The organism is Halovulum sp. GXIMD14794, from assembly GCF_054457455.1.
The window spans coordinates 300,060-322,071 of sequence record NZ_JBTLNF010000007.1 but is presented as its reverse complement, the minus strand read 5'-3'; the positions used below and the strand labels follow the sequence as shown (position 1 = coordinate 322,071).

At 66.5% G+C, this 22,012-nt stretch carries 22 protein-coding genes; 13 read left to right on the top strand and 9 right to left on the bottom strand.

Features of this window, described 5'->3' with window-relative positions; translation table 11 throughout:
* The first annotated feature begins 60 nt into the window (after nucleotides 1-60).
* Entirely contained in the window at nucleotides 61-2,586 is a 2,526-nt protein-coding gene (infB, locus tag ACW9UR_RS18685; protein WP_458918565.1) for a translation initiation factor IF-2, read from the top strand.
* 101 nt (nucleotides 2,587-2,687) lie between these two features.
* Nucleotides 2,688-3,818 (top strand): ATP-binding protein, encoded by a 1,131-nt coding sequence (locus tag ACW9UR_RS18680; RefSeq protein ID WP_458918564.1) that lies wholly within the window; start codon nucleotides 2,688-2,690, stop codon nucleotides 3,816-3,818.
* Nucleotides 3,819-3,941: 123 nt separating this feature from the next.
* Here ACW9UR_RS18680 and ACW9UR_RS18675 read toward each other — a convergent pair whose 3' ends face one another.
* Complete coding sequence (locus tag ACW9UR_RS18675; protein ID WP_458918563.1) at nucleotides 3,942-4,508, bottom strand: carboxymuconolactone decarboxylase family protein; 567 nt, start codon at nucleotides 4,506-4,508, stop codon at nucleotides 3,942-3,944.
* 195 nt (nucleotides 4,509-4,703) lie between these two features.
* Between ACW9UR_RS18675 and hslV the strand changes: the two genes are divergently transcribed.
* On the top strand, nucleotides 4,704-5,261 hold the full coding sequence (hslV, locus tag ACW9UR_RS18670) for an ATP-dependent protease subunit HslV (RefSeq protein WP_458918562.1): 558 nt from the start codon (nucleotides 4,704-4,706) through the stop codon (nucleotides 5,259-5,261).
* Here hslV and ACW9UR_RS18665 read toward each other — a convergent pair.
* On the bottom strand, nucleotides 5,251-5,643 hold the full coding sequence (locus tag ACW9UR_RS18665) for a DM13 domain-containing protein (protein ID WP_458918561.1): 393 nt from the start codon (nucleotides 5,641-5,643) through the stop codon (nucleotides 5,251-5,253). The genes hslV and ACW9UR_RS18665 overlap by 11 nt on opposite strands.
* 164 nt (nucleotides 5,644-5,807) lie before the next feature.
* On the opposite strand from ACW9UR_RS18665, the gene hslU reads away from it, so the two are divergent.
* The 3 genes from hslU to ACW9UR_RS18650 all read left to right on the top strand — a co-directional run bounded on the left by hslU (nucleotide 5,808) and on the right by ACW9UR_RS18650 (nucleotide 9,966).
* Nucleotides 5,808-7,109, top strand: coding sequence for an ATP-dependent protease ATPase subunit HslU (hslU, locus tag ACW9UR_RS18660; protein WP_458918560.1), 1,302 nt, complete (start codon nucleotides 5,808-5,810; stop codon nucleotides 7,107-7,109).
* A gap of 111 nt (nucleotides 7,110-7,220) precedes the next feature.
* Nucleotides 7,221-8,684: a DUF2125 domain-containing protein gene (locus ACW9UR_RS18655; RefSeq protein ID WP_458918559.1), complete on the top strand. Its 1,464-nt coding sequence runs from the start codon at nucleotides 7,221-7,223 to the stop codon at nucleotides 8,682-8,684.
* A gap of 43 nt (nucleotides 8,685-8,727) precedes the next feature.
* Nucleotides 8,728-9,966, top strand: a complete 1,239-nt coding sequence (locus ACW9UR_RS18650; protein ID WP_458918558.1) for an MFS transporter — start codon at nucleotides 8,728-8,730, stop codon at nucleotides 9,964-9,966.
* A gap of 57 nt (nucleotides 9,967-10,023) precedes the next feature.
* Here the strand turns inward: ACW9UR_RS18650 and ACW9UR_RS18645 are convergent, their stop codons facing one another.
* Nucleotides 10,024-10,662: a Smr/MutS family protein gene (locus ACW9UR_RS18645; protein ID WP_458918557.1), complete on the bottom strand. Its 639-nt coding sequence runs from the start codon at nucleotides 10,660-10,662 to the stop codon at nucleotides 10,024-10,026.
* A 13-nt stretch (nucleotides 10,663-10,675) separates the two neighbouring features.
* Nucleotides 10,676-11,341 carry a Tim44/TimA family putative adaptor protein gene (locus ACW9UR_RS18640; RefSeq protein WP_458918556.1) on the bottom strand — a complete coding sequence of 222 codons (666 nt, stop codon included), beginning with the start codon at nucleotides 11,339-11,341 and terminating at the stop codon, nucleotides 10,676-10,678.
* Between the two features lie 104 nt (nucleotides 11,342-11,445).
* Between ACW9UR_RS18640 and ACW9UR_RS18635 the strand changes: the two genes are divergently transcribed.
* The 4 genes from ACW9UR_RS18635 to ACW9UR_RS18620 all read left to right on the top strand — a co-directional run bounded on the left by ACW9UR_RS18635 (nucleotide 11,446) and on the right by ACW9UR_RS18620 (nucleotide 14,793).
* Nucleotides 11,446-11,961, top strand: a complete 516-nt coding sequence (locus tag ACW9UR_RS18635) for an FxsA family protein (protein WP_458918555.1) — start codon at nucleotides 11,446-11,448, stop codon at nucleotides 11,959-11,961.
* 51 nt (nucleotides 11,962-12,012) lie between these two features.
* Nucleotides 12,013-12,540, top strand: coding sequence for a protein-export chaperone SecB (gene secB / locus ACW9UR_RS18630; RefSeq protein WP_458918554.1), 528 nt, complete (start codon nucleotides 12,013-12,015; stop codon nucleotides 12,538-12,540).
* Nucleotides 12,541-12,718: 178 nt separating this feature from the next.
* Entirely contained in the window at nucleotides 12,719-13,183 is a 465-nt protein-coding gene (locus ACW9UR_RS18625; protein WP_458918553.1) for a thiol-disulfide oxidoreductase DCC family protein, read from the top strand.
* Nucleotides 13,180-14,793, top strand: a complete 1,614-nt coding sequence (locus tag ACW9UR_RS18620; protein ID WP_458918552.1) for a DUF4166 domain-containing protein — start codon at nucleotides 13,180-13,182, stop codon at nucleotides 14,791-14,793. The genes ACW9UR_RS18625 and ACW9UR_RS18620 overlap by 4 nt, the downstream gene beginning before the upstream one ends.
* Nucleotides 14,794-14,806: 13 nt before the next feature.
* Here the strand turns inward: ACW9UR_RS18620 and dnaQ are convergent, their stop codons facing one another.
* The 5 genes from dnaQ to ACW9UR_RS18595 are packed head-to-tail and all read right to left on the bottom strand — an operon-like array spanning nucleotide 14,807 to nucleotide 18,338.
* Nucleotides 14,807-15,496 carry a DNA polymerase III subunit epsilon gene (gene dnaQ / locus ACW9UR_RS18615; RefSeq protein WP_458918551.1) on the bottom strand — a complete coding sequence of 230 codons (690 nt, stop codon included), beginning with the start codon at nucleotides 15,494-15,496 and terminating at the stop codon, nucleotides 14,807-14,809.
* A complete protein-coding gene (coaE, locus tag ACW9UR_RS18610; RefSeq protein WP_458918658.1) occupies nucleotides 15,489-16,082 on the bottom strand; it encodes a dephospho-CoA kinase in 594 nt (197 codons plus the stop codon). The genes dnaQ and coaE overlap by 8 nt, the downstream gene beginning before the upstream one ends.
* A gap of 2 nt (nucleotides 16,083-16,084) precedes the next feature.
* Entirely contained in the window at nucleotides 16,085-16,921 is an 837-nt protein-coding gene (locus ACW9UR_RS18605; RefSeq protein WP_458918550.1) for a shikimate dehydrogenase, read from the bottom strand.
* A complete protein-coding gene (locus ACW9UR_RS18600) occupies nucleotides 16,918-17,517 on the bottom strand; it encodes a Maf family protein (protein ID WP_458918549.1) in 600 nt (199 codons plus the stop codon). The genes ACW9UR_RS18605 and ACW9UR_RS18600 overlap by 4 nt, the downstream gene beginning before the upstream one ends.
* Nucleotides 17,514-18,338, bottom strand: coding sequence for a pyruvate, water dikinase regulatory protein (locus tag ACW9UR_RS18595; protein ID WP_458918548.1), 825 nt, complete (start codon nucleotides 18,336-18,338; stop codon nucleotides 17,514-17,516). The genes ACW9UR_RS18600 and ACW9UR_RS18595 overlap by 4 nt, the downstream gene beginning before the upstream one ends.
* Before the next feature lie 469 nt (nucleotides 18,339-18,807).
* Between ACW9UR_RS18595 and hemJ the strand changes: the two genes are divergently transcribed.
* The 3 genes from hemJ to mnmE all read left to right on the top strand — a co-directional run bounded on the left by hemJ (nucleotide 18,808) and on the right by mnmE (nucleotide 22,011).
* Nucleotides 18,808-19,257 carry a protoporphyrinogen oxidase HemJ gene (gene hemJ, locus ACW9UR_RS18590; RefSeq protein WP_458918547.1) on the top strand — a complete coding sequence of 150 codons (450 nt, stop codon included), beginning with the start codon at nucleotides 18,808-18,810 and terminating at the stop codon, nucleotides 19,255-19,257.
* A 164-nt stretch (nucleotides 19,258-19,421) separates the two neighbouring features.
* The gene (gene rho, locus ACW9UR_RS18585; protein WP_458918546.1) at nucleotides 19,422-20,693 is read left to right on the top strand and encodes a transcription termination factor Rho; all 1,272 of its coding nucleotides are present in this window, start codon (nucleotides 19,422-19,424) and stop codon (nucleotides 20,691-20,693) included.
* Nucleotides 20,694-20,721: 28 nt separating this feature from the next.
* Entirely contained in the window at nucleotides 20,722-22,011 is a 1,290-nt protein-coding gene (gene mnmE, locus ACW9UR_RS18580) for a tRNA uridine-5-carboxymethylaminomethyl(34) synthesis GTPase MnmE (protein ID WP_458918545.1), read from the top strand.
* Nucleotide 22,012: the final 1 nt, after the last annotated feature.

Below are 22,012 nucleotides of genomic sequence, written 5' to 3'. Positions count from 1 at the left end.
CGGGCGCGCGACGGTCGGTACGGCGGGGGAAGGGCCCCCGCGGAAAGGTAAATACTGCGCATGAGCGATACGAAAGACAGAACCGACAAGGGCAAACCTCTCGGCGTTCGCGGTGGCGGAACCGAGACGAGCCATGTGAAGCAGAGCTTCTCTCATGGCCGGTCCAAGTCGGTGACGGTGGAGCGTAAGCGCAAACGTGTCGTCGTTCCCAAGAACGCGCAGGGCGGCGGTCGCGGTGCGGGTGGCAATGCCGCCGGGCGCAACCTCTCCGACACCGAGCGCGAGCGCCGGCTGAAGGCCCTTCAGGCTGCGAAGGCCGACGAGGCTCAGCGCGCCCAGCGTCTTCGCGAGGAAGAGAAAGCCCGCGAGGACGAAATGGCGCGCCTGCGTGCCGAGAAGGAGCAGGCCGAGCGCGAGGAGCGCGAGCGCGAGATCGCCCGCCAGCGCAAGGAAGCCGAGGAAAAGGAACGGCTGGAGGCCGAGAAGGCCGCCAAGGCTGCCGAAAAGTCGTCGGCCGCCAAGCCCGCGCGCGGCGCCAAGAAGGAAGAAGAGATCGACACCGCCGCGGCGCAGGCCGCAGCGGCGCGCGCCGAGTCCGGCAAGGGCCCGGCTAAGGCGACCAAGACCGATCGGCCGCAGGAAGAGCGTCGTCCCCAGCAGCCCCCGAAGGGCGGCAAGGGTGGCGCCGACCGTCGCCGCTCGGGCAAACTGACCATCAGCCAGGCGACCGGCGAAGACGGCCGCCAGCGTTCGGTCGCGGCCATGCGCCGCCGGCAGGAGCGTGAAAAGCGCAAGATGCAGGGCTCGAACGAGCCGCGCGAGAAGGTCGTCCGCGAGGTTCAGCTGCCCGACGCGATCACCGTCGGCGAGCTGGCAAACCGCATGGCCGAACGTGTTGCCGCCGTCGTGAAGGCGCTGATGCAGAACGGCATCATGGCCACGCAGAACCAGACGATCGACGCCGACACCGCCGAGCTTCTGATCGAGGAATTCGGCCACAAGGTCGTGCGCGTCTCGGATGCGGATGTCGAGCAGGCGATCCAGACCTCGGACGACGATCCGGCGGATCTGAAGCCGCGCGCCCCGGTCATCACGATCATGGGCCACGTCGACCACGGCAAGACCTCGCTGCTGGACGCAATCCGCAAGACCAATGTCGTGCAGGGCGAGGCCGGTGGCATCACCCAGCACATCGGCGCCTACCAGATCACGACGGACAGCGGCGCGCTGCTGACCTTCCTGGATACGCCGGGCCACGCGGCCTTCACCTCGATGCGTGCCCGTGGTGCGCAGGTGACGGATATCGTGGTGCTGGTCGTGGCCGCGGACGACAGCGTCATGCCGCAGACGATCGAGGCGATCGCCCACGCGAAAGCGGCCGGCGTGCCGATGATCGTGGCGATCAACAAGATCGACAAGCCCGGCGCAGACCCCAGCAGGGTCCGTACCGAACTGCTGCAGCACGAGGTCATCGTGGAAGCCATGTCCGGTGACGTTCTGGACGTCGAGGTATCGGCGATCAGTGGCCAGGGCCTGGACCAGCTTCTGGAAAACATCGCCCTTCAGGCCGAACTGCTGGATCTGACGGCGAACCCGAACCGGGCCGCCGAAGGCGCGGTGATCGAGGCTCAGCTGGACGTTGGCCGCGGCCCTGTCGCGACCGTCCTGGTGCAGCGCGGCACCCTGCGCCGCGGCGACATCTTCGTCGTCGGCGAGCAGTGGGGCAAGGTTCGCGCCCTGATCAACGACCAGGGCGAGCGCGTCGAGGAGGCCGGTCCGTCGGTCCCCGTCGAGGTGCTGGGTCTGAACGGCACGCCGGAAGCCGGTGACGTGTTGAACGTGGTCGCCGACGAGGGCCGCGCCCGCGAGATCGCCGAGTATCGTGCCCAGGCCGCCAAGGACAAGCGCGCCGCCGCCGGTGCCGCGACCACGCTGGATCAGCTGCTGGCCCAGAAGAAGGCCGACGAGAACGTGTCCGAGCTGCCGATCCTGGTGAAGGCGGACGTTCAGGGCTCGGCCGAGGCCATCGTTCAGGCGATGGAGAAGGTCGGCAACGACGAGGTGCGCGTGCGCGTGCTGCACTCGGGCGTCGGCGCGATCACGGAAAGCGATGTGACCCTGGCGGAAGCCTCGGGCGCGCCGATCCTGGGCTTCAACGTGCGTGCGAACGCGCCGGCCCGCGAGAGCGCGAACCAGAAGGGCGTGGAGATCCGGTACTACTCGATCATCTACGACCTTGTGGACGACATCAAAGCCGCCGCAAGCGGCCTGCTGTCCGCCGAGATCCGCGAGAAGTTCATCGGCTACGCCGAGATCAAGCAGGTCTTCAAGGTGTCGGGCGTCGGCAAGGTCGCCGGCTGCGTCGTCACCGAGGGCGTCGCCCGCCGCGAGGCCGGTGTCCGCCTGCTGCGCGACAACGTGGTGATCCACGAAGGCAAGCTGAAGACGCTCAAGCGCTTCAAGGACGAGGTCAAGGAAGTCCAGGTCAGCCAGGAATGCGGCATGGCCTTCGAGAACTACGAGGACATCCGCGAAGGCGACGTCATCGAGATCTTCGAGACCGAGGAAATCGAACGCACGCTGTAAGCCTGCGGCACTTGCCGGAAATCGGAACGCGGGGCGCTGATTGCGCCTCGCGTTTTTCTTTTGCGGTGTTGATATGCTGGAATAGGGCTTGAACCATATTCATGGTTCCGGCCATACTCCACCATATGCAGGATCCGTGGCACTACCCCAGAACCGAGCATACCAAGGCGATCATGGACCGGCTGGACACCGGCCTGACCCATGCCATCGTGATGTTCGGCCCAAGGCGCACCGGCAAGACCGAGTTTCTGCGGCAGGACCTTGCGCCCGCCGCCTCTGCCGCCGGATGGTTCGTCGTCTATGCGAATTTCTATGACGTGAAAGCCCCGCTGGCCGTGCTGATCCGCGAGATCCAGCGCGCGCTGAGCGACCGCAAGGGCTATGTCCAGCGGCTGCTGGGCGGGCTTTCAGGGACAGGCGCGCTGAAGTTCAGCGTGCCGGTACCGGGTACCGGCGGGATCGAGATCTCGCTGGGCGGCGAAACCCCGGCCGAAGAGCAGGGCGCGGCGCTGGATTACCTATTCGACCAGCTGGCGCAGAAGAAGCGGCGCACGCTGCTGCTGCTGGACGAATTCCAGGAGATCGGCACCGGCGACACCGACGCCGCGCTGGTCAAGACGCTGCGTACCAAGCTGGATGAACTGCGGCCCAAGGTCTGCACGGTGATGACCGGCTCCAGCCAGGAGAAGCTGCGCGCCGTGCTCGACGAGCGGACGGCGCCGTTCTACCGCTTCGCGACCGAACTGCCGCTGCCGCCGCTGGACGACGGGTTCGTCGACCACATGATCGGGCGGTTCCGCGAGGTGACGGGCCGCAAGCTTAAGGCGAAGGAGGCGTTGCAGGTCTTCGAAACCTACGAGCGGAACCCGCAACTGTTCCGGGTCTGGCTCGACCGGCGGGTGGATTACCCGGACCTCGACGCGGACGACGCGGCACTGCGGGCGCGGGCCGAGCTGGCGCGCTCGGAAGGGTTCCTGAAGCTGTGGGCGGATCTGACACCCGAGCTGCGTGTGGTGACGCGGATGCTGGCCGAGCGGCAGCAAGCGATCACCGGGCAGGCGGGGTCGGACCGGGCGGCGGAGCTGGGGCAGGCGATGACCACCTCGCAGATCCAGACGCGGCTCAACACGCTGACGCGCAACGGCATTGCGGACAAGCTGGGGCGGGAGCGGGTGCTGACCGATCCGGCCTTCGCCGCATGGGTGCGGGAGCGGCCGCTGGACGAGTTCTGACAGAAAGGCCGCCCCCGAGGCGCAGGGGCGGCCAAGTGTTTCCCGTGAAACATGTTTTTCCCGATCAGTGGCGGCCGACTGGGGGAGTCGGCCGCCGATTTGCCTGGGTGCTGATCGGGGAAGTCAGGCGGCCTTGCGGCCCCCCTCCCAGGCAAATTTCTGGAACGGCTGATCGACGGGGGTGCCGAAGATCGCGTTCGTGTAGTTCGACATCACCTTCTGCGCGACGATCGCCACGACATCGAGGATCGCCCGGTTGTCATAGCCCGCCGCAAGGAACGCCTGCGTGTCGCCCGGCGAAAGCTGCGCACGCTTGCGCACGACGGCCAGGGTGAAGGCGCGCAGGGCCTCGAGCTTCGGGTCGTTCAGCGGCTCTTCGTTGCGAAGCGCCTCGGTGACGTGGTCGTCCACCTTCTCGCTTTTCGCGATGCCGGTGTGCGCGGGCACGCAGTAGTGGCAGGCGTGCTCGACGTTGACGGACTGCCAGACCACGGTGCGCTCTTCGGGCGTGAAGCCGGTCGCATCGATCGCCAGCTGGTGCAGCCGCTGGTAGCCTTCGAGCAGCGCGGGGCTTTCGGCCATCACCGCGTGCAGGTTCGGGATCATGCCGAATGCCTTCTGCGAGTTCTCCAGCAACGGCTTCGACGCCTCGGGGGCGGTCTCGGCGGTGTGCAGGGTTGCGTCAGTCATATCGCTCTCCTTTCGTCATCCAATATGCGAGGGGTGCGTCCTCGTCGGTGCAACACCTGTGGGGCCTTGGCGGGTCCCGCAACAGGGCCGCAAGATCACGTGAGGACCTGTGATTGACGCGTGCGTAAACCCGCACGGCTGGCATCCCGGCGCGCGGCTGCCTATATCCCGCAGGAACCGAGCAGAGGGACCAAGATGAGCGACAAGGAATTTCCCGGCTGGCACGGAACGACGATCGTGGGCGTCCGCAAGGGCGGCGAGGTCGTCGTGGCGGGCGACGGGCAGGTGAGCCTGGGCCAGACCGTCATCAAGGGCACCGCGCGCAAGGTGCGGCGGCTGTCTCCGGGCGGGCGCGATGTGGTCGTGGGCTTCGCCGGCTCGACCGCCGATGCGTTCACCCTGCTGGAGCGGCTGGAGGCGAAGCTGGAAGCCACCCCCGGCCAGTTGCAGCGCGCCTGCGTCGAGCTGGCCAAGGACTGGCGCACCGACAAGTACCTGCAGAAACTGGAGGCGATGCTGATCGTCACCGACGGCAAGGACCTGCTGGTCGTGACCGGCGCCGGTGACGTGCTGGAGCCCGAGCATGACGTGGCCGCCATCGGCTCGGGCGGGAATTATGCGCTGGCCGCTGCGCGGGCGCTGACCGACACCGAGATGGATGCCGAGACCATCGCCCGCCGCGCGCTGACCATCGCGGCCGAGATCTGCGTCTATACCAACGGCAACATGACCGTCGAGAAGATCACCGGTTGAGCTTGGCCGATCCCAGCGGGACGTTGAATTGTTCGCACCAGATCCAGATCTCGTTATAGGCCGCCGGGTCGATGTTGTCCGGGATCCGGTAGCTTTGCGCGCCGGTGTCGGATTTCAGCGGTCCCAGCAGCGTCGCCGGATCGTAGCCGTTGCGTCCCAACGCGACCTTGGGGTCGGGGGCGCCGTCGAAGCGGAAGTCCTCGGCCAGGCTGACGTAGTTGACGCCGTCCTGGGCGACGATGCCGCCCGTGCCGGTGGTGGCGTGACCGCTGGCGCCGGTGAACCGCCCAGAGGCGGCCTGCGCGCTGACTTTCAGCGCGCCGGAGAACAGCGGAAGCGGTGCGGCGACGAGGCCGTGCAGGAAGATGCGGCGGGTGGGCATTCGGGCGACCCCTTTGCCGGTCGATCTGCCCCAAGCCTGCCGCGAGACGCCCGCCCGGTCCATCCGGCCTCACGCACTAGTGGCGGGACGCGAGAGCCGCGTGAAACCGCCGTGAACACGATGCCGCGCGCCGAGCAGAGCGCGCCCCGAATTTGGAGCACCCCATGACCGACCTGACCCCGCGCGAGATCGTTTCCGAGCTCGACCGTTTCATCATCGGCCAGAAGGACGCCAAGCGCGCCGTCGCCGTGGCCCTGCGCAGCCGCTGGCGTCGCCGGCAGTTGGGCGCGGATATCCGCGACGAGGTTTATCCCAAGAATATCCTGATGATAGGTCCGACCGGCGTCGGCAAGACCGAGATCAGCCGCCGCCTGGCCAAGCTGGCCCGAGCGCCCTTCCTGAAGGTCGAGGCGACCAAGTTCACCGAGGTCGGCTATGTCGGTCGGGACGTCGAGCAAATCGTTCGCGATCTGGTGGAAAACGCCATCGTGATGGTCCGCGACCTGAAGCGCGAGGACGTGAAGTCCCGCGCCCACGAGGCCGCCGAAGAGCGAGTGATCGAGGCCCTGGCCGGCAAGGACGCCCGCGAGCAGACCCGCGAGATGTTCCGCAAGAAGCTGCGCGACGGGCTGCTGGACGACCACGAGATCGAGCTGGAAGTGTCCGACACCGCCAGCCCGTTCCCGATGATGGAGATCCCCGGCCAACCCGGCATGGGCGCGATGAACCTGGGCGACATCTTCGGCAAGGCCTTCCAGGGCCGCACCAAGAAGCAGAAGGTGCGGGTCGCCGACAGCTATGACCTGCTGATTGCCGACGAGGCCGACAAGCTGCTGGATGACGCAGAGATTACCCGCGAGGCGATCCGCGCGGTCGAGGAGGACGGCATCGTCTTCCTGGACGAGATCGACAAGGTCGCCACCCGGCAGGACGCCCGCGGCGGCGAGGTCAGCCGCGAGGGCGTGCAGCGGGACCTGCTGCCGCTGATCGAGGGCACGACAGTCTCGACCAAGCACGGGCCGATCCGCACCGACCATATCCTGTTCATCGCCAGCGGCGCGTTCCACATCGCCAAGCCTTCGGATCTGTTGCCCGAACTTCAGGGCCGTCTGCCGATCCGGGTCGAGCTGCGCGCGCTGACTGAAGAGGATTTCGTCCGCATCCTGACCGAGACCGACAACGCCCTGACCCGGCAATACACCGAGCTGATGAAGACCGAGGATCTGTCGGTTTCTTTCACCGAGGACGGGATCGCCGCGCTGGCGCGGATCGCCGCCGAGGTGAACGCCTCGGTCGAGAATATCGGCGCGCGGCGGCTCTACACGATCCTCGAGCGGGTGTTCGAGGAACTGAGCTACACCGCGCCCGACCGCGCGGGCGAGACCGTCACCATCGACGGCGCTTTCGTCGAGGAACAGGTGGGCGAACTGGCGAAATCTGTGGATCTCAGCCGTTACGTCCTGTGACGGGGTGTCTTGTCGCACGGTTTTCCCGTGAAAACCCGGCTGGCGCCGTAGGTATGTCGCATTTGGCGTGCTAGGGTCCGCTCCGACATTCACTTGGGGAAACCAGACGACATGAAACAGATCCTCCTCACCTCCACCGCCGTTGTCGCGCTTTCGGGCGCGGCCTTCGCCCAGGATGCGGGCGCCATTCAGGACGCGGTGGACGCCGGGATCGAGCAGCTGAACCAGGGCGGCGCGAACATCACGTTCGACGCGCGCGAGGTCGGCGACGACAACAGCCTGACCTTCCGTGGCGTGCGGATCGAGCCCGAGGATGCGGATTTCGTCATCACGACCGAGTTCGTGACGCTGACCCCCTCGACCGAGGTGCCGGGCGACGTGACCGTGACCGTCGCGCCGCTGGTCAGCTTCGAGAGCACCGACGACGACATGCCGTTGTCGGTCGGCATGGCCTCGGAAAACCTGCAGCTGACCACGAACTGGGTTCTGGGCGCCGCCGGCAAGCCGCAGCTGTCGCTCAGCGCCGACAGCCTGAACGTCACCGGCGGGGCCGAGGATCACCCGTTCCTCAAGGCCCTTTCGGTCGCGCCCGAGATGCTGGACTTCTCGATGAGCTTCGACGAGGCCGCGCGTGATGTGACCGGCGCGTTCTCGATGGATGGGCTGAAGCTGGTCTACGACTTCATCGACCCGGAAAGCAGCGCCCGGATGCAGGGCAACATGGACACCGAGAAGATGACCATCGACCTGACCGGCACCGGCCTGCCGGAAGGCGAGGAGGATATGGACCGGTTCCTCTCGGACGGCAGCTTCAAGCTGGACATCGCCAGCGGCCCCTCGGTGCAGAGCTTCAGCTCGGCCGATCCGACCATGCCGATGAGCCTGGAGAGCGAGGCCGAAAGCGGCACCGCCCAGCTTTCGGTCGAGAACGGGGAGTTCCTGTATCGCACCGATTTCGGCGCGGTGTCCTATGTCGTGACCCCCGATCCGACCGCACTGCCGCTGCCGCCCTTCGACGCCTCGCTGGCCGGTGGCATGATGGAGCTGCGGACCCCGGTCGCGCCGTCTGACCAGGTGCGCGACGTGAAGGTTGGCCTGGCGCTGAACGAACTGGTCCTGGGCGAAAGCGTCTGGGGCATGTTCGACCCGCAGGCGCTGCTGCCGCGCGAGGCCGCCAACGTGGCGCTGGACCTCGACGCCAAGCTGCGGCTGGAGAAGCCGTTGAGCGAGGCGCCCGAGACCGACAACCCGATGGAGGTCGGCGAGGTCGAGAGCGTCAGCCTCAACAAGCTGCTGGTGCAGGCCGCCGGCGCCATGGTCGAGGCAGACGGCGCGGTGACGCTGGACAACACGGGTCCGATCCCGATGCCGAACGGCGCCGTGGACATCAACATCAGCGGCGTCCAGAAGCTGGCGAACTCGCTGGTGCAGCTGGGTCTCGTCGACCAGATGCAGGTCGGCATGGCCATGGGCATGATGATGGCCTTCGCGCAGCCCGCCGGAGAAGACGCCTTCACCTCGAAGATCGAGTTCAAGGACGGCGGCATCATGGCCAACGGCCAGCCGCTCCAGTAACGGCGCTTTACACGCGCGCCGAAATGGCGTCGGGATGGCGCCCATGAGGGCGCTGGGACATTTCCTGAAATCGAACGCCCCCTGGCTGACCGCCGGGGGGCTTCTTACGTTCGGCTCGTCCTTCGGGCAGACCTATTTCATTTCCGTCTTCGCGGGCGAGATCCGCGCCGAGTTCGGCCTCAGCCACGGCGAATGGGGCGGGATCTATGCGCTCGGCACGCTGGCGTCGGCGGCGCTGATGCTGACCATTGGCGGGATGGTCGACGGCTACCGCACACGCAGCCTCGCGGTGCTGAACCTGGCAGTCTTCGCCTGCGTCTGCGCGGCAATGGCGCTGAACCCCTCGGCGGCGCTGCTGGTCGCGGTGATCTTCGGGCTGCGCTTCTGCGGACAGGGGATGATGAGCCATCTCGCCATCGTCTCGGTCGGGCGCTGGTTCGCGGCGCAAAGGGGGCGGGCGATTTCGATCGTCTCGATGGGGTTCTCGCTGGCAGAGGCGATCATGCCTGTGAGCTTCGTGCTCCTGACCGGCTGGCTGGGCTGGCGCAGCGCCTGGGGCGTCGCGGCGCTGGTGCTGCTGGCCTACATCCCCATCGTCCTGTTCCTGCTGCGCCGCGAGCGCAGCCCGCGCGGCGCCGCCGAGGCTGACAGCAGCGCCGGGATGCTGGGCCTGCACTGGACGCGGCGCATGGCGCTGAAACACTGGCTGTTCTGGACCTGCGCACCCGGCCTGCTGGCGCAGCCGATCTTCGGCACCGCGTTCTTCTTCCAGCAGGTCCATCTGGTCGAACAGAACGGCTGGACGCTCGAGGCGTTCACCGGGCTGTTCCCTCTCTACACCGGCAGCGCGATCGTGGCTCTGCTGGCGACCGGCGCTGCCATCGACCGCTGGGGCGCGGGCCGGGTTATGCCGGTCTACCTGCTGCCGCTGGTCGCCTCGTTCACGCTGTTCAGCCTCAGCGACAGCCTTGGCGCCGCCGCCATCGGGTTGATCCTGATCGGGGTCATGCAGGGCGCGGGCTCGGCTGTGCTGGGCGCGTTCTGGCCAGAGTACTACGGCACCCGGCACCTTGGCGCGATCCGCAGCGTCGCGACCTCGCTGATGGTCTTCGCCACCGCCCTCGGCCCGGTCATCACCGGCGCGCTGATCGATGCGGGCGTCGATTACGACCGGCAGCTACAGGGCATGGCACTGATCGCCCTCGGCTCGGCCGCGCTGCTCCACTTCGCCATGCGCCGCGCCCGCGCGCTGCTGCCTGCCGCGCAACCGATCGCCGCCTGAAGCACCCGCCTTCCACTTTCCTGAAATATCCCCGCCGGAGGCATCCGGCGCCCGCCCCTAGCGCCGCCGCCTGAGATAAACGTAATACGCGCCGCCACCTCCGTGCCGGATGTGGGCCGGCGCTGTCTGCAGAACCATAAGCGACAAGGGCGGCTGCGCCAGCCAGTGCGGCAGTTCGTTGCGCAGCACGCCGCGCCGGGATGGAGAGTCGTCCGGGTGGTCGCGACGGCCCTTGCCGGTGATGACCAGCACCAGCCGCAATTGCCGCGCATAGGCATCAGCGATGAACATGCGCAGCGCGGCGTGGGCGCGCTCGGCGCTCATCCCGTGCAGGTCGATCCGCGCTTCGGGCGCAAGTTTTCCACGCTTCAGCCGACCGAAGGTCTTGGCGTCCATGTTGGGCGTGGCGCCGCGCAGCGCATCCATCGGGTCCGGAGAAAGCGAAACGCGCACCGGCGAGGCGGAGCCGGGCCGGCCCTTGGGCTTCAAGGTCCGGGGTGGTCTCGGCATCGGAGAAGGGCCGGGCAGGGGCGCCGCTTTGCGAGGCGCCGGAGAGGGGGCCGGTTCATCCCCGGCCCGGTCGGCTTGCGTGTCGCGCTTGCGCGCCTCGAGCGGCACAGCGGTGGCGCTGACCCGATCCCAGAGCGCGCGGTCCTCGTCGGTCAGGCCACGGGGTTTTCTGCGCCGGGGCGGCATGCGGCCGGAAGGCTCAGCCGCCGGTGGCGACCAGAAGCCAGTTCGGGTTGTCGCTGCCCATCACGCGGCTGAAGGTCCAGACGTCCTTCTGGCGCTTGATCTCCTGCGGGTCGCCCTCGACCACCTCGCCTTCGGGGTTGCGCACGACCGAGGTCAGCTCGCCCACGAAGCGGATGGTGATGTCGCCCTCGCGGCTTTCGGTGTCGAACTCGGCACCGACGATCTTCAGCTCGCGGATGCCGACGAAATTCGCATCGACCGTGAGGCCCTTGTCGGCACGGGCGAAGACGGCCGACGAGAAGCTCTCGTAGACCTCGGGGGCCAGGAACTGTTCCAGCGTGTCCAATTCGCCGTTCTCGTAGGCCATAAGGATCAGCTCGTAGGCCTGGCGCGCGCCGTGCGCGAATTCCGAGACCGAGAAGCTGGGTTCGACCTGCTTCATCTGGGCCAGCGCCTTGGCGGCGGGGCTGTCGGCCTCGACATGGTCGGTGATGTCGTGATCCTCGCCGCCGCCGTCGATTACCTCAAAACTGCGGTTGGCACGCTCGCTCTCCGGGCGGGAGGGCCGTGGCAGGGGTTTTTCGAACCCGTCGCGGGTGCCCAGCACGTCGCGCAGGCGCAGGATGAGGAACAGCGCCACGCCCGCCAAAACCAGGATCTGGATCAGTTGCGAGCCCATGGATGCCCTTTCCTCTTTCGTGCAACAGAATTCTGGCGCTTGCACGCCCTGCTTCCTATGTAGGGGGTCACACATTCCAAGTCCATCGGCCAACAGGAGGCATTTTGGCACGGAACAGGATAACCGGGCTGATGTTCGCCGCTTTCGTCGCGGTGCCCATCATCGAAATCGCGCTGTTCATCCAGGTCGGCGGCTGGATCGGGCTGTGGCCGACTCTGGCCATCGTGGTGCTGACAGCCATAGCGGGCACCGCGCTGATGCGGGCGCAGGGCATGGCGACACTGGCCGAGTTGCAACGCCGGATGAGCGCGGGCGAGAACCCGACCGGGTTGCTGGCGCATGGCGCGATGATCCTTGTCGCAGGCGTGCTTCTTCTGACGCCCGGGTTCTTTACCGATACCGTGGGCTTCCTTTTGCTGCTGCCGCCGGTGCGCAGGGCGATCATCCGGCGCGGCGCGGCCAGCGTGGCGGCGCAGGCGACGGTGTTTACTACCTCTACCCACAGTGCGCGGCGGCAAGCGGACGACGACGTGATCGACGCGGAATACCAGCGTCTCGACCCCGAGGACGTCGACGACGACGGCCCGCGCGGCAACAGCGGGTGGACGCGGGAGCGCTAGGACGGTAGACCGCAGGGCAAGGATTTTCAGACTTATCTTGCGAGGAGCCAAATGGCCGAACAAGACACCGACCAGCCGCAGCCCGGCGCAGACGCCGCCGCCCAGGCGCAGGCCCGCCCGAAGATGCAGGTGCTGGCCCAGTACATCCGCGACATGTCCTTCGAGAACATCGCCGTTCAGAAGGGCCAGAAGATCGAGGGCCAGCCCCAGGTGCAGGTCCAGGTCGCTCTGGATGCCAAGAAATCGGGCGACGCGCAGTACGAGGTGATCCTCAAGGTCAAGGTCGAGAACAAGGCCCAGGACGCGATGGTCTTCATTCTCGAGCTGGAATACGCCGGCCAGTTCAAGGTCGAGAACGTGCCCGACAACCAGCTGCACCCGTTCCTGCTGATCGAGTGCCCGCGGATGATCTTCCCCTATGTCCGCCGCATCATCGGCGACGTGACCCGCGACGGTGGCTACCCGCCGCTGAACGTCGACAACATCGACTTCCAGCAGCTGTACATCCAGGACCTGATGCGCCGCCAGCAGGCCCAGGCATCCGAGGGCAACGGCAACGGAGCCGTTCCGCAGGCGTAAGCCAGGCCCGTCTTCATGCAGAAAGCCCGTCGCGCAGGTCGCGGCGGGCTTCTTATTTGCATGGCGGCGTGGCGGCAGATCAGCGCACGGGCCGCCGCGTCGATTGACTTGGCTTTCGCGCAAGGTTGTTCTGGGCCGAGATTTCACGCGCTCATTTCAGCCGGGAGGGCCTGTTCCCATGACGGCACCCATTCCACGCGCCGCGTATTCCTACCGCTCCGACCCCGCGGTGCCAGTTTTCGACGACAGCGGTCCGGTGACGGTCATGGACGGCGAATGCGTGCTGTGCTCGGTCGGCGCGCGGCTGATCGCGCGGCACGACCGCAAGGGTGAGTTCCGCATCTGCCGCAGCCAGAGCCCGCTCGGGCGGGCGTTGCTGGAGCACTACGGGATGGACCCGGCCGATCCTGAGAGCTGGCTGCTGATCGATGGCGGCATCGCCCATACCTCGCTGGATGCGATGATCCGCGCGGGGCGGCGTGTCGGGGGCGTGGGGCTTTTCCTTCAGCCGCTGCAAATCATCCCGCGCGGGGTGCAGGACTGGCTGTACCGGCGGCTGGCGCGGAACCGCTACCGGCTGTTCGGGCGAACGGATATCTGCGCCATCCCTGACCCCGCGCTGCGCGCGAGGCTGATGGAATGAGGGTCGTCGTCGCCGGCGGCTACGGGGTGTTCGGCTCGCGGCTGGCCGAGTTGCTGCTGCGCGACGGGCACGGGGTGATCGTCGCCGGGCGGGACCGGGCGCGGGCCGAGGCTCTGGCCGCGAAGCTTGGTTGCGACGCGCTGGCGGTGGATATCGCGGCGGCGCCGGAGGCGTTGTTTGCTGCCGCGCCGGACGTGGTGGTGGATGCCGTCGGGCCGTTTCAGGGCTACGTGGGCGATCCCTATCGGCTCGCTCGGCTGTGTATCGCGAATGGGGCGGATTACCTGGATTTCTCGGACGATGCGGGGTTCACGGCGGGGATCGCCGCGCTCGATGCCGAGGCGCACGCGGCGGGGCGGCGGGTGCTGTCGGGCGTGTCGAGCGTACCAGCGATCTCGTCCGCGGTGGTGGCGGAGCTGTGCAAGGGGCTGGATGAGGTTCTACTGATCGACAGCGCGATCCTGCCAGGGAACCGTGCGCCGCGCGGGACCTCGGTGATCGCAAGCATTGTGGGGCAGCTGGGCACCAGCTCGCAGGTCTGGCGCGGTGGGCGCTGGCGCGAACAGATGTGTTGGGGCGATTCTCGGCGGATCGCGTTGGCCCCGGACCTTGTGCGCCGCGCCCGGTTCATCGAGGTGCCAGACATCCGGCTGTTCCCGGAGCGTTTCGACGCGCGGTCAGTGATCTTCCGGGCGGGGATGGAACTGGGACTGCTGGATCGGGGGATGCAGGCGATCGGCTGGCTGCGGCGGCGCTGGCGGTTCGCCGTGACCCCGGCGCGGGCCAGGGCGATCAGGCGGCTGGCCGATCTGACGAAGCCGTTCGGGACCGATCGCGGCGGGATGCGGGTGCGCGTCGTCGGGCTGAAGAACGGTGCTCCGCTGCGCCGCGACTGGGTGCTGGTCGCTGAGGCGGGCGACGGGCCCTATGTTCCGGCGGTCGCGGCGCGTGCTGTTCTGAGGCGGCTGGACCGGGTTCCCACCGGGGCGCGGGCGTGTCTGGCGGAGATGTCTCCTGCGGAGGTCGAGGAGGCGCTGGAGGGGCTGCACGTGACGACGCAAGGCACCGAAGCGGCTAGCCCGCCGCTGTTTCACCGCGTGTTGGGCGAGGCCTGGGACCGATTGGCGCCTGAGGCGCGGGCGTCGCACGAGGTGCAGGATGTCGAAAGGTTCTCGGGCGAGGCGCGGGTGACACGGGGCCGGTCCCTGCCCGCACGGGCCATCGCCGCGCTGTTCGGCTTTCCGCCTGAGGCGGACGGAGTGCAGGTAACCGTCACCAAGACGCGCACCGATACGGGCGAGACCTTGGAGCGCAATTTCGATGGCCGGGTGTTCCGTTCGTATCTCTCGCAATCGCCCCTGCCGGGGCATTTCCGCGAGCGGTTCGGGCCGTTGACGTTCGAGATGGACCTGCCGGTGAGCGGCGAGGGCATGCTGTTCCCGGTCAAACGCGGCTGGCTGCTGGGCATTCCAATGCCGCGCTTTCTTCTGCCCTCAAGCGACTCGCGTGAGTACGTCGAGAACGGGCGGTTCAACTTCGACGTGGCACTTGGCGCACCGCTCGGGATGGGGCTGATCGTGCGGTATCGGGGCTGGCTGCGCCCCGATTGATCATGCCCCAGGATTAGGTCGGCCAGCAGCCGCCTTCCGCCAGGTCCGCGACGAAGGCGGCGTGGGCTTCGGCCTCGGCTTCGGTCACGCGGGAGGGCAGCGGGCGCGGGCGGGGCGGCGGGGTGTAGTCGCCGCTGGCGGCTTCGGTGCCGCCTGCGCCGCCGGTAACGACGTTCAGCACCAGACCGGGCTGACGGCCGCCGATCAGTTCCAGGTAGACGTCGGCGAGGATCTCGGAGTCGAGCAGCGCGCCGTGCAGGGTTCGGGCCGAGTTGTCGATCGCGAAGCGGCGGCACAGCGCGTCCAGCGAGTTCTGCGCACCGGGGAAGCGTTTGCGGGCAATTTCGAGCGTGTCGACGGCGACGTCGGGCGGCAGCAGGGGCTTGCTGCACCAGCCAAGCTCGGCGTTCAGGAAGCGCACGTCGAAGGCGGCGTTGTGGATCACCAGTTTCGCGCCAGTGACGAAGTCGAGGAACTCCTGCGCGATATCGGCAAACAGGGGCTTGTCGGCCAGGAACTCGCTGCTGATGCCGTGGACGTTGAACGCCTCTTCCGGCATGTCGCGCTGTGGATTGATGTACTGGTGGTAGGTGTTGCCGGTGGGGACGTGGTTGTAGAGCTCCACCCCGCCGATCTCGACGATGCGGTGGCCCTCGTCCGGGCTCAGGCCGGTGGTTTCGGTGTCGAGGACGATCTCACGCATGTTTGCTCCGCACGGTTTCCAGCACAGAGTGGACGTCGGCGCGGGCGGCTTCAAGGCCCCGGCTGGTGTCGATGACGAAATCGGCACGGGCGCGTTTGTCGGCGTCGGGCATCTGCCGCAGAAGCAGAGACTCGAAGCGGTCCTGGGTCATGCCGGGGCGGGCAAGGACACGGGCGCGCTGAACCTCCGGGGGCGCGGTGACGACGACGACGGCATCGCATTCGGCTTCGGCCCCGGTCTCGTAGAGCAGCGGGATGTCGAGCACGACGATATCGGCCTCGGTCTCGGCAACGAAGGCTGCGCGGTCCTGCTGGACGAGCGGGTGGACGATCTTTTCCAGTCGGTCGAGCAGGGACGGGTCCTGGCGGATCGCGGCGGAAAGGGCGGTGCGGTCAATGGTGCCATCCACCAGCGACGACGGCACCAGCGCGGCCACCGGATCGACCGCCGCGCCGCCCTTTTCGTAAAGCCGGTGCACCGTGGCGTCGGCGTCCCAGACCGGGACGCCCGCATCGCGGAACATCTGCGCCGTCGTGCTCTTGCCCATGGCGATGGAGCCGGTGAGGCCGAGCAGGTAGGGCCGCACGCTCACCGGGGCAGCGCGACCTGGCGAAGCTCGTCGTCGACCTCGGGACGGACGCCGAACCAGCTTTCGAAGCCGGGCACAGCCTGGTGCAGCAGCATGCCGAGCCCGTCGACCCCGGTCAGGCCGAGCGCGCGAGCGCGGGCCAGGAACTCGGTCTCGAGCGGGTTGTAGACGATATCGACCACCAGCGTCGCGCGCGAGGCGGCGTCGAGCATCACGTTGAGGGGCGGCTTGCCCTTCATGCCGAGCGCGGTCGTATTGACGACGATCCACGCGCCATCGACCGCCTCGGCGGCGCGATCCCAGTCGACCTGGACCATGCGGCCGCCGAAGTGCTCGGCCAGCATCTCGGCCTTCTGGCGGGTGCGGTTGGCGATACGGACTTCGGGTGCGCCGGCGTTCAGCAGTGCCGAGATTACCGCGCGCGCGGCGCCGCCGGCGCCGAGCACCAGCGCGGGCCCGGCCTTGGGCGACCATTCGGGTGCCGCGGCGCGGACGGACTCCAGGAACCCCGTGCCGTCGGTGTTGTCGGCGTGGATCGCGCCATCTTCGCGGAAGGTGATCGTGTTGGCGGCCCCGATGAGCGATGCCCGGTCGGACACCGTGTCGGCCATCGACAGGATCGTCTCCTTGTACGGGATGGTGAGGTTCACGCCTCGGAAGCCAAGTTTCGGAAGCGAGCGGATGCCCTCTTCGAAATCCTGCTGACGCATCCCGATCGGGATGTAGAAGCCGTCGATCCCGTATCGACGCAGCCAATGATTGTGCACCACGGGAGAGCGGGTGTGTGCGATGGGCCACCCCACGACGCCGGCGAGTGGCGGCGCGCTGTCGGTCATTCCTGGATTACCCCTCTGGTCCTGAAAAACTGCAGCACTTCGAGAAGCGGCAGTCCCAGGACAGAGAAGTAATCGCCCTGCACACGGGAGAAAAGGCAAGGACCGTCCGCTTCGAGCTTATAGCATCCGACTGTGGCAAGCAGGTCATTCCCGTGACGGGCGACGTAGGTTTCGAGAAAGTCGTCCGAGAAGTCGCGCATCACCAGTTGCGCCCTGCCGATGTACCGCCAGACCGGGCGGCCGGCCTCGTAGATTACTGCGGCGGAGAGTAGTTCGTGCGCCTTGCCGCGCAGGGCAGACAGTTGCGCGCGAGCATCGTCGAGGTCCGTTGGCTTGTCGTAGAGCGTACCGTCCTGCACCAGCACTTGGTCCGCGCCGAGCACCAGCCGGTCCGGGTGCCGCTGCGCGATGCGCTGCGCCTTCAGCTCGGCCAGGGTGTCGGCGATGTCGCGCGGCGGCGCGCTTTCGGCGAGCATCGCCGCTTTGACGGCGGCCTCGTCAACGCGGGCGGGTTGGGTTTCGATCGGCACGCCGCAATTGCGCAGCATATCGGCCCGCGCGGCCGAGGCCGAGGCGAGAAGGACGGGCTGGGTCATCCGTGGTGGGCTCCGATGATCTGGCGGATGGAGGCGGCGGTTTCCTCGATCGAGCGCCGCGTGACGTCGATGACGGGCAGGTTGTGCCGCTCGAAGAAGAGGCGGGCGGCGACGAGTTCATCCTCGATCCGCTCGCGGTCGGAGTAGTCGCGGCCCTGACCCTGGCCGAGGGCGCGCAGCCGGGTCTGGCGTACCTGGGTCAGCCGCGCGGAACTGGCGGTCAAGCCAATCACCGGCACACCCGCCTTGATCGCGGTCAACAGTTCGGCCGGGGGATCCTGCGTCGGGATCAGCGGCACGTTGGCGGCCTTGATGCCCTGATACGCTAGATAGATGCAAGTCGGCGTCTTGGAGGTGCGGCTGACGCCGACCAGCACGACGTCGGCGGAGAGCAGGTAATCCTCGGTCAGGCCGTCGTCATGACTGATCGCGAAATCGATGGCGTTGATCCGGTCGAGATAGGCGGTGTCGACAAGGTACTGCTGGCCGGGACGCGTCGAGGGCGCGAGCCCGAGCACGCGCGCCACACCGTCGATCAGCGGATCGAGCAGAGGAACGCAGGGAAGATCGGCCTGCTGGGCCATTTCCGCGATGGCGGCCTTCAGGTCGGGGTCCACAACAGTAAAGGCGACGAGGCGGGCGCGCGCGAACACCGCGGGCGCGATCCGCTCCAGGTCTGCGCGGCTGCGGACGAAAGGATACAGCTCGTAGGTGGGCTCGACCCCGCGGAACTGGCTAAGCGCGGCGCGCGCGGCGGCGCTGACCGTCTCGCCGGTCGAATCCGAGATAAGCAGGATTGAAATTCCCTGCGGCGGCTGCATCGCACGCTCCGAACCGATTCCTCCCCCACGTGATGTGGAGAAGGCCGGGAAAACCGGTGCGTCATCCACAGCGTCGCGGATTGTCCCAGCGGTATGACCCGTCTTTCGACAGATTGGCAAGCGCTTGTTCCCTGTGCGCAGAGTCCACGCTGCTGCGATCCCCGCTGTGTGGGAATCGGGCGCCGAGCATGGCAAGCAAAAGTTTCCCACGAGTTATGCACAGGCCAGATGTCTGAAGGGGCTATCATAAGTTATTGTTATAATAAGAATTTCTGCGTTGTTCGCGACTCTCCGTGAATCTTGCGGAAAAGTGTCCACACCGGGTCTGGATTCACCCTGAGCTGTGGAGTATCGCGGAATTGCGGTAATCCCCGTTGTCCACAGCACCTCTACCACCACTATCTTTCCTAATCTTTTCTCTTAAGAGAGTAGGAACAAAACTCCGTTCCCAGAAAGGTTTGCCAAGAAAATGGAATTCCTCTCGTCGATCTATCTCTGGACGAAAGCGTTTCACATCATCTCGGTCGTGACCTGGATGGCTGGGCTTTTCTACCTGCCCAGACTGTTCGTCTATCACGCAGAGCGGGCGAAACCGGGTGGCGAACTGGATCAGACCTTCATGGTCATGGAACGCAAGCTACTGAAATTGATCATGAATCCTGCGATGATCGCCACTTGGGTTTTTGGGATCGTGCTTCTGCTGACACCCGGTGTGGTGAGTTGGGCCGATGGATGGCTGCATGTGAAGCTGGCGTCTGTCCTGGGACTGACGTGGATGCATCATTGGCTGGCGAAGCGTCTGAAGGACTTCGCTGCCGGCGCCAATCGTCACACCGGGCGGACCTACCGGCTTATGAACGAGGTTCCGACCGTTCTGTTGCTGGTGATCGTCATCATGGTCGTCGTGAAGCCATTCTGAGCATTTGTGACGGTTAGCAATTGACTCCGAGGCTGCTCTGCCCATATTCAGAGCAACTGCGATGGAATCCCGTCGCAACTCCCTGCACACGGACACCTGTCGGCCATCGGGCTGCGCATATCCGAATCCCCGATCATCCCCTATGAGAGCGGTTGAACATATCTATGGATTTTGACGAGCTTTCCCTCGCTGACCTGAAGGCCAAGAGCCCTGCCGATCTGATCGAGATGGCGGAAGAGCTCGAGATCGAGAACGCATCGACGATGCGCAAGGGCGACATGATGTTCGCCATTCTCAAGGAACTGGCCGAAGAAGGGGTCGAGATCTCGGGCGATGGCGTCCTGGAGGTCCTGCAGGACGGGTTCGGCTTCCTGCGCAGCCCCGAAGCAAACTATCTGCCCGGTCCCGACGACATCTACGTCAGCCCGAACCAGATCCGGAAATACTCGCTGCGCACCGGCGACACGGTCGAAGGCGTGATCCGCGCGCCGAAGGACAACGAGCGCTATTTCGGGCTGGTGAAGGTCAGCCAGATCAATTTCGAAGATCCCGAGCAGGCGCGTCACAAGGTGCATTTCGACAACCTGACGCCGCTCTACCCCGATGAGCGCCTGCGTATGGAGATCGAGGATCCCACCATCAAGGACAAGTCGGCCCGCGTGATCGATCTAGTCGCGCCGATCGGGAAGGGCCAGCGCTCGCTGATCGTGGCGCCGCCGCGGACCGGTAAAACCGTGATCCTGCAGAACATCGCCGCCTCGATCGAGAAGAACCACCCTGAGTGCTTCCTGATCGTCCTGCTGGTCGACGAACGGCCCGAGGAAGTCACGGACATGCAGCGCTCGGTGAAGGGTGAGGTGGTGTCCTCGACCTTCGACGAGCCGGCGCAGCGTCACGTGGCGGTCGCCGAGATGGTCATCGAGAAGGCAAAGCGGCTGGTCGAGCATAAGCGCGACGTGGTCATCCTGCTGGATTCGATCACCCGTCTGGGCCGTGCGTTCAACACCGTGGTCCCGAGCTCGGGCAAGGTGCTGACCGGTGGTGTCGACGCGAACGCGCTGCAGCGGCCGAAGCGCTTCTTCGGTGCCGCGCGGAACATCGAAGAGGGCGGCAGCCTGACGATCATCGCGACCGCGCTGATCGATACCGGCAGCCGCATGGACGAGGTCATCTTCGAAGAGTTCAAGGGCACCGGCAACTCGGAGATCGTGCTGGACCGCAAGATCGCCGACAAGCGCGTGTTCCCGGCCATCGACATCCTCAAGTCCGGCACCCGGAAAGAGGATCTGCTGGTCGACAAGGCGGATCTGACCAAGATGTTCGTGCTGCGCCGCATCCTGAACCCGATGGGCACGACCGATGCGATCGAGTTCCTGCTTGGGAAGCTCAAGCAGACCAAGACGAACGGCGAATTCTTCGACTCCATGAACAGCTAGGTGCGTCGCGCCGTGGGGCGCTTGCGAGATGTCCGACACGATTGCAGCCGTAGCGACGGCCCGCGGACAAGCGGGCGTTGCGGTCGTCCGACTGTCGGGGCCGCAGGCGTTTCGCGTGGGCGAGGCGCTGACCGATGGGTTACCGGAGGTCGGGACGGCGCGGGTGCGTGTGCTCAAGGACCCCGTATCCGGTGAGGTCCTGGACCAGGCGCTTGTGATCGCTTTCGCCGAGGGGCACAGCTTCACGGGCGAAAAAACTGTTGAATTTCAAATACATGGAAGTATCGCAGTGGAAACTGCGGTGCTTCGAGCGCTTGTTTCTGATGATGCTGTGAGATTGGCCGAACCGGGGGAATTCACCCGGCGGGCGATGGAGAACGGGCGCATGGACCTCTCGCAGGTCGAGGGGTTGAGCGATCTGGTCGTCGCCGAGACCGAAGCGCAGCGGCGGCAGGCGTTGACCGTGATGCGCGGGGCAATTGGCGATCTGGCGGCCGGTTGGCGAAAGCGGCTGATCCGGGCATCGGCCCTGGTCGAGGCGACGATTGATTTCGCCGACGAGGAACTGCCCGACGACCTGGCCGACGAGGCGCGGGAGCATATCGAGGCCGTGGTGACCGAGTTGAGGGCTCAGTTGGCCGGTGCAGAGAGTGCCGAGCGGGTTCGGCAAGGGTTCGAGGTTGCGATAGTCGGCGCGCCGAATGTCGGGAAGTCGACGCTATTGAATGCGCTGGCGGGCCGAGATGCCGCGATAACTTCGGATATTGCGGGAACGACGCGGGATGTGATCGAGGTCCGGATGGACCTGAAGGGCCTGGCGGTGACGTTGCTGGATACCGCTGGCGTCCGGGAGACCGAGGATCAGATCGAAGCGCTGGGGGTCGAGCGGGCGCGGGCCCGTGCGGCCGCCGCGGATCTGAGGGTGTTTCTGGGCGGGGCCCCGGCGGGAGAGCTTTGGGAGGCTGGGGATATCCAGGTGGCGCCGAAGGCTGATCTTGGGGCGTCGGGAGAGGGCCTTCCGGTGTCGGGGCTGACCGGGGACGGAGTTTCGGCACTGCTCGAGGCGATTTCCGCAGAGCTTTCGACGCGGATGGCCGGATCTTCTGTGATGATCCGGCTGCGGCATCGGGTGGCTGTCGAGGGTGCGGTTGCCGCTTTGGAATCAGCGCTGGTTCATGTAGAAGAGGGCTCCGAAGGTGCCGACCTTGCTGCCGAGGATCTAAGGGCCGCCTTGAGGCGGCTGGATAGCCTGATTGGCAAGGTGGATGTCGAAGCGCTGCTTGACGATATCTTCGCGAGTTTCTGCCTGGGGAAGTGAG

Bases quoted from the DNA above. Each gene is read 5' to 3' on its own strand.
- infB (WP_458918565.1), top strand. From the start codon at position 61: ATGAGCGATACGAAAGACAGAACCGACAAGGGCAAACCTCTCGGCGTT.
- ACW9UR_RS18680 (WP_458918564.1), top strand. From the start codon at position 2,688: ATGGTTCCGGCCATACTCCACCATATGCAGGATCCGTGGCACTACCCC.
- ACW9UR_RS18675 (WP_458918563.1), bottom strand. From the start codon at position 4,508: ATGACTGACGCAACCCTGCACACCGCCGAGACCGCCCCCGAGGCGTCG.
- hslV (WP_458918562.1), top strand. From the start codon at position 4,704: ATGAGCGACAAGGAATTTCCCGGCTGGCACGGAACGACGATCGTGGGC.
- ACW9UR_RS18665 (WP_458918561.1), bottom strand. From the start codon at position 5,643: ATGCCCACCCGCCGCATCTTCCTGCACGGCCTCGTCGCCGCACCGCTT.
- hslU (WP_458918560.1), top strand. From the start codon at position 5,808: ATGACCGACCTGACCCCGCGCGAGATCGTTTCCGAGCTCGACCGTTTC.
- ACW9UR_RS18655 (WP_458918559.1), top strand. From the start codon at position 7,221: ATGAAACAGATCCTCCTCACCTCCACCGCCGTTGTCGCGCTTTCGGGC.
- ACW9UR_RS18650 (WP_458918558.1), top strand. From the start codon at position 8,728: ATGAGGGCGCTGGGACATTTCCTGAAATCGAACGCCCCCTGGCTGACC.
- ACW9UR_RS18645 (WP_458918557.1), bottom strand. From the start codon at position 10,662: ATGCCGCCCCGGCGCAGAAAACCCCGTGGCCTGACCGACGAGGACCGC.
- ACW9UR_RS18640 (WP_458918556.1), bottom strand. From the start codon at position 11,341: ATGGGCTCGCAACTGATCCAGATCCTGGTTTTGGCGGGCGTGGCGCTG.
- secB (WP_458918554.1), top strand. From the start codon at position 12,013: ATGGCCGAACAAGACACCGACCAGCCGCAGCCCGGCGCAGACGCCGCC.
- ACW9UR_RS18625 (WP_458918553.1), top strand. From the start codon at position 12,719: ATGACGGCACCCATTCCACGCGCCGCGTATTCCTACCGCTCCGACCCC.
- ACW9UR_RS18620 (WP_458918552.1), top strand. From the start codon at position 13,180: ATGAGGGTCGTCGTCGCCGGCGGCTACGGGGTGTTCGGCTCGCGGCTG.
- dnaQ (WP_458918551.1), bottom strand. From the start codon at position 15,496: ATGCGTGAGATCGTCCTCGACACCGAAACCACCGGCCTGAGCCCGGAC.
- ACW9UR_RS18605 (WP_458918550.1), bottom strand. From the start codon at position 16,921: ATGACCGACAGCGCGCCGCCACTCGCCGGCGTCGTGGGGTGGCCCATC.
- ACW9UR_RS18600 (WP_458918549.1), bottom strand. From the start codon at position 17,517: ATGACCCAGCCCGTCCTTCTCGCCTCGGCCTCGGCCGCGCGGGCCGAT.
- ACW9UR_RS18595 (WP_458918548.1), bottom strand. From the start codon at position 18,338: ATGCAGCCGCCGCAGGGAATTTCAATCCTGCTTATCTCGGATTCGACC.
- hemJ (WP_458918547.1), top strand. From the start codon at position 18,808: ATGGAATTCCTCTCGTCGATCTATCTCTGGACGAAAGCGTTTCACATC.
- rho (WP_458918546.1), top strand. From the start codon at position 19,422: ATGGATTTTGACGAGCTTTCCCTCGCTGACCTGAAGGCCAAGAGCCCT.
- mnmE (WP_458918545.1), top strand. From the start codon at position 20,722: ATGTCCGACACGATTGCAGCCGTAGCGACGGCCCGCGGACAAGCGGGC.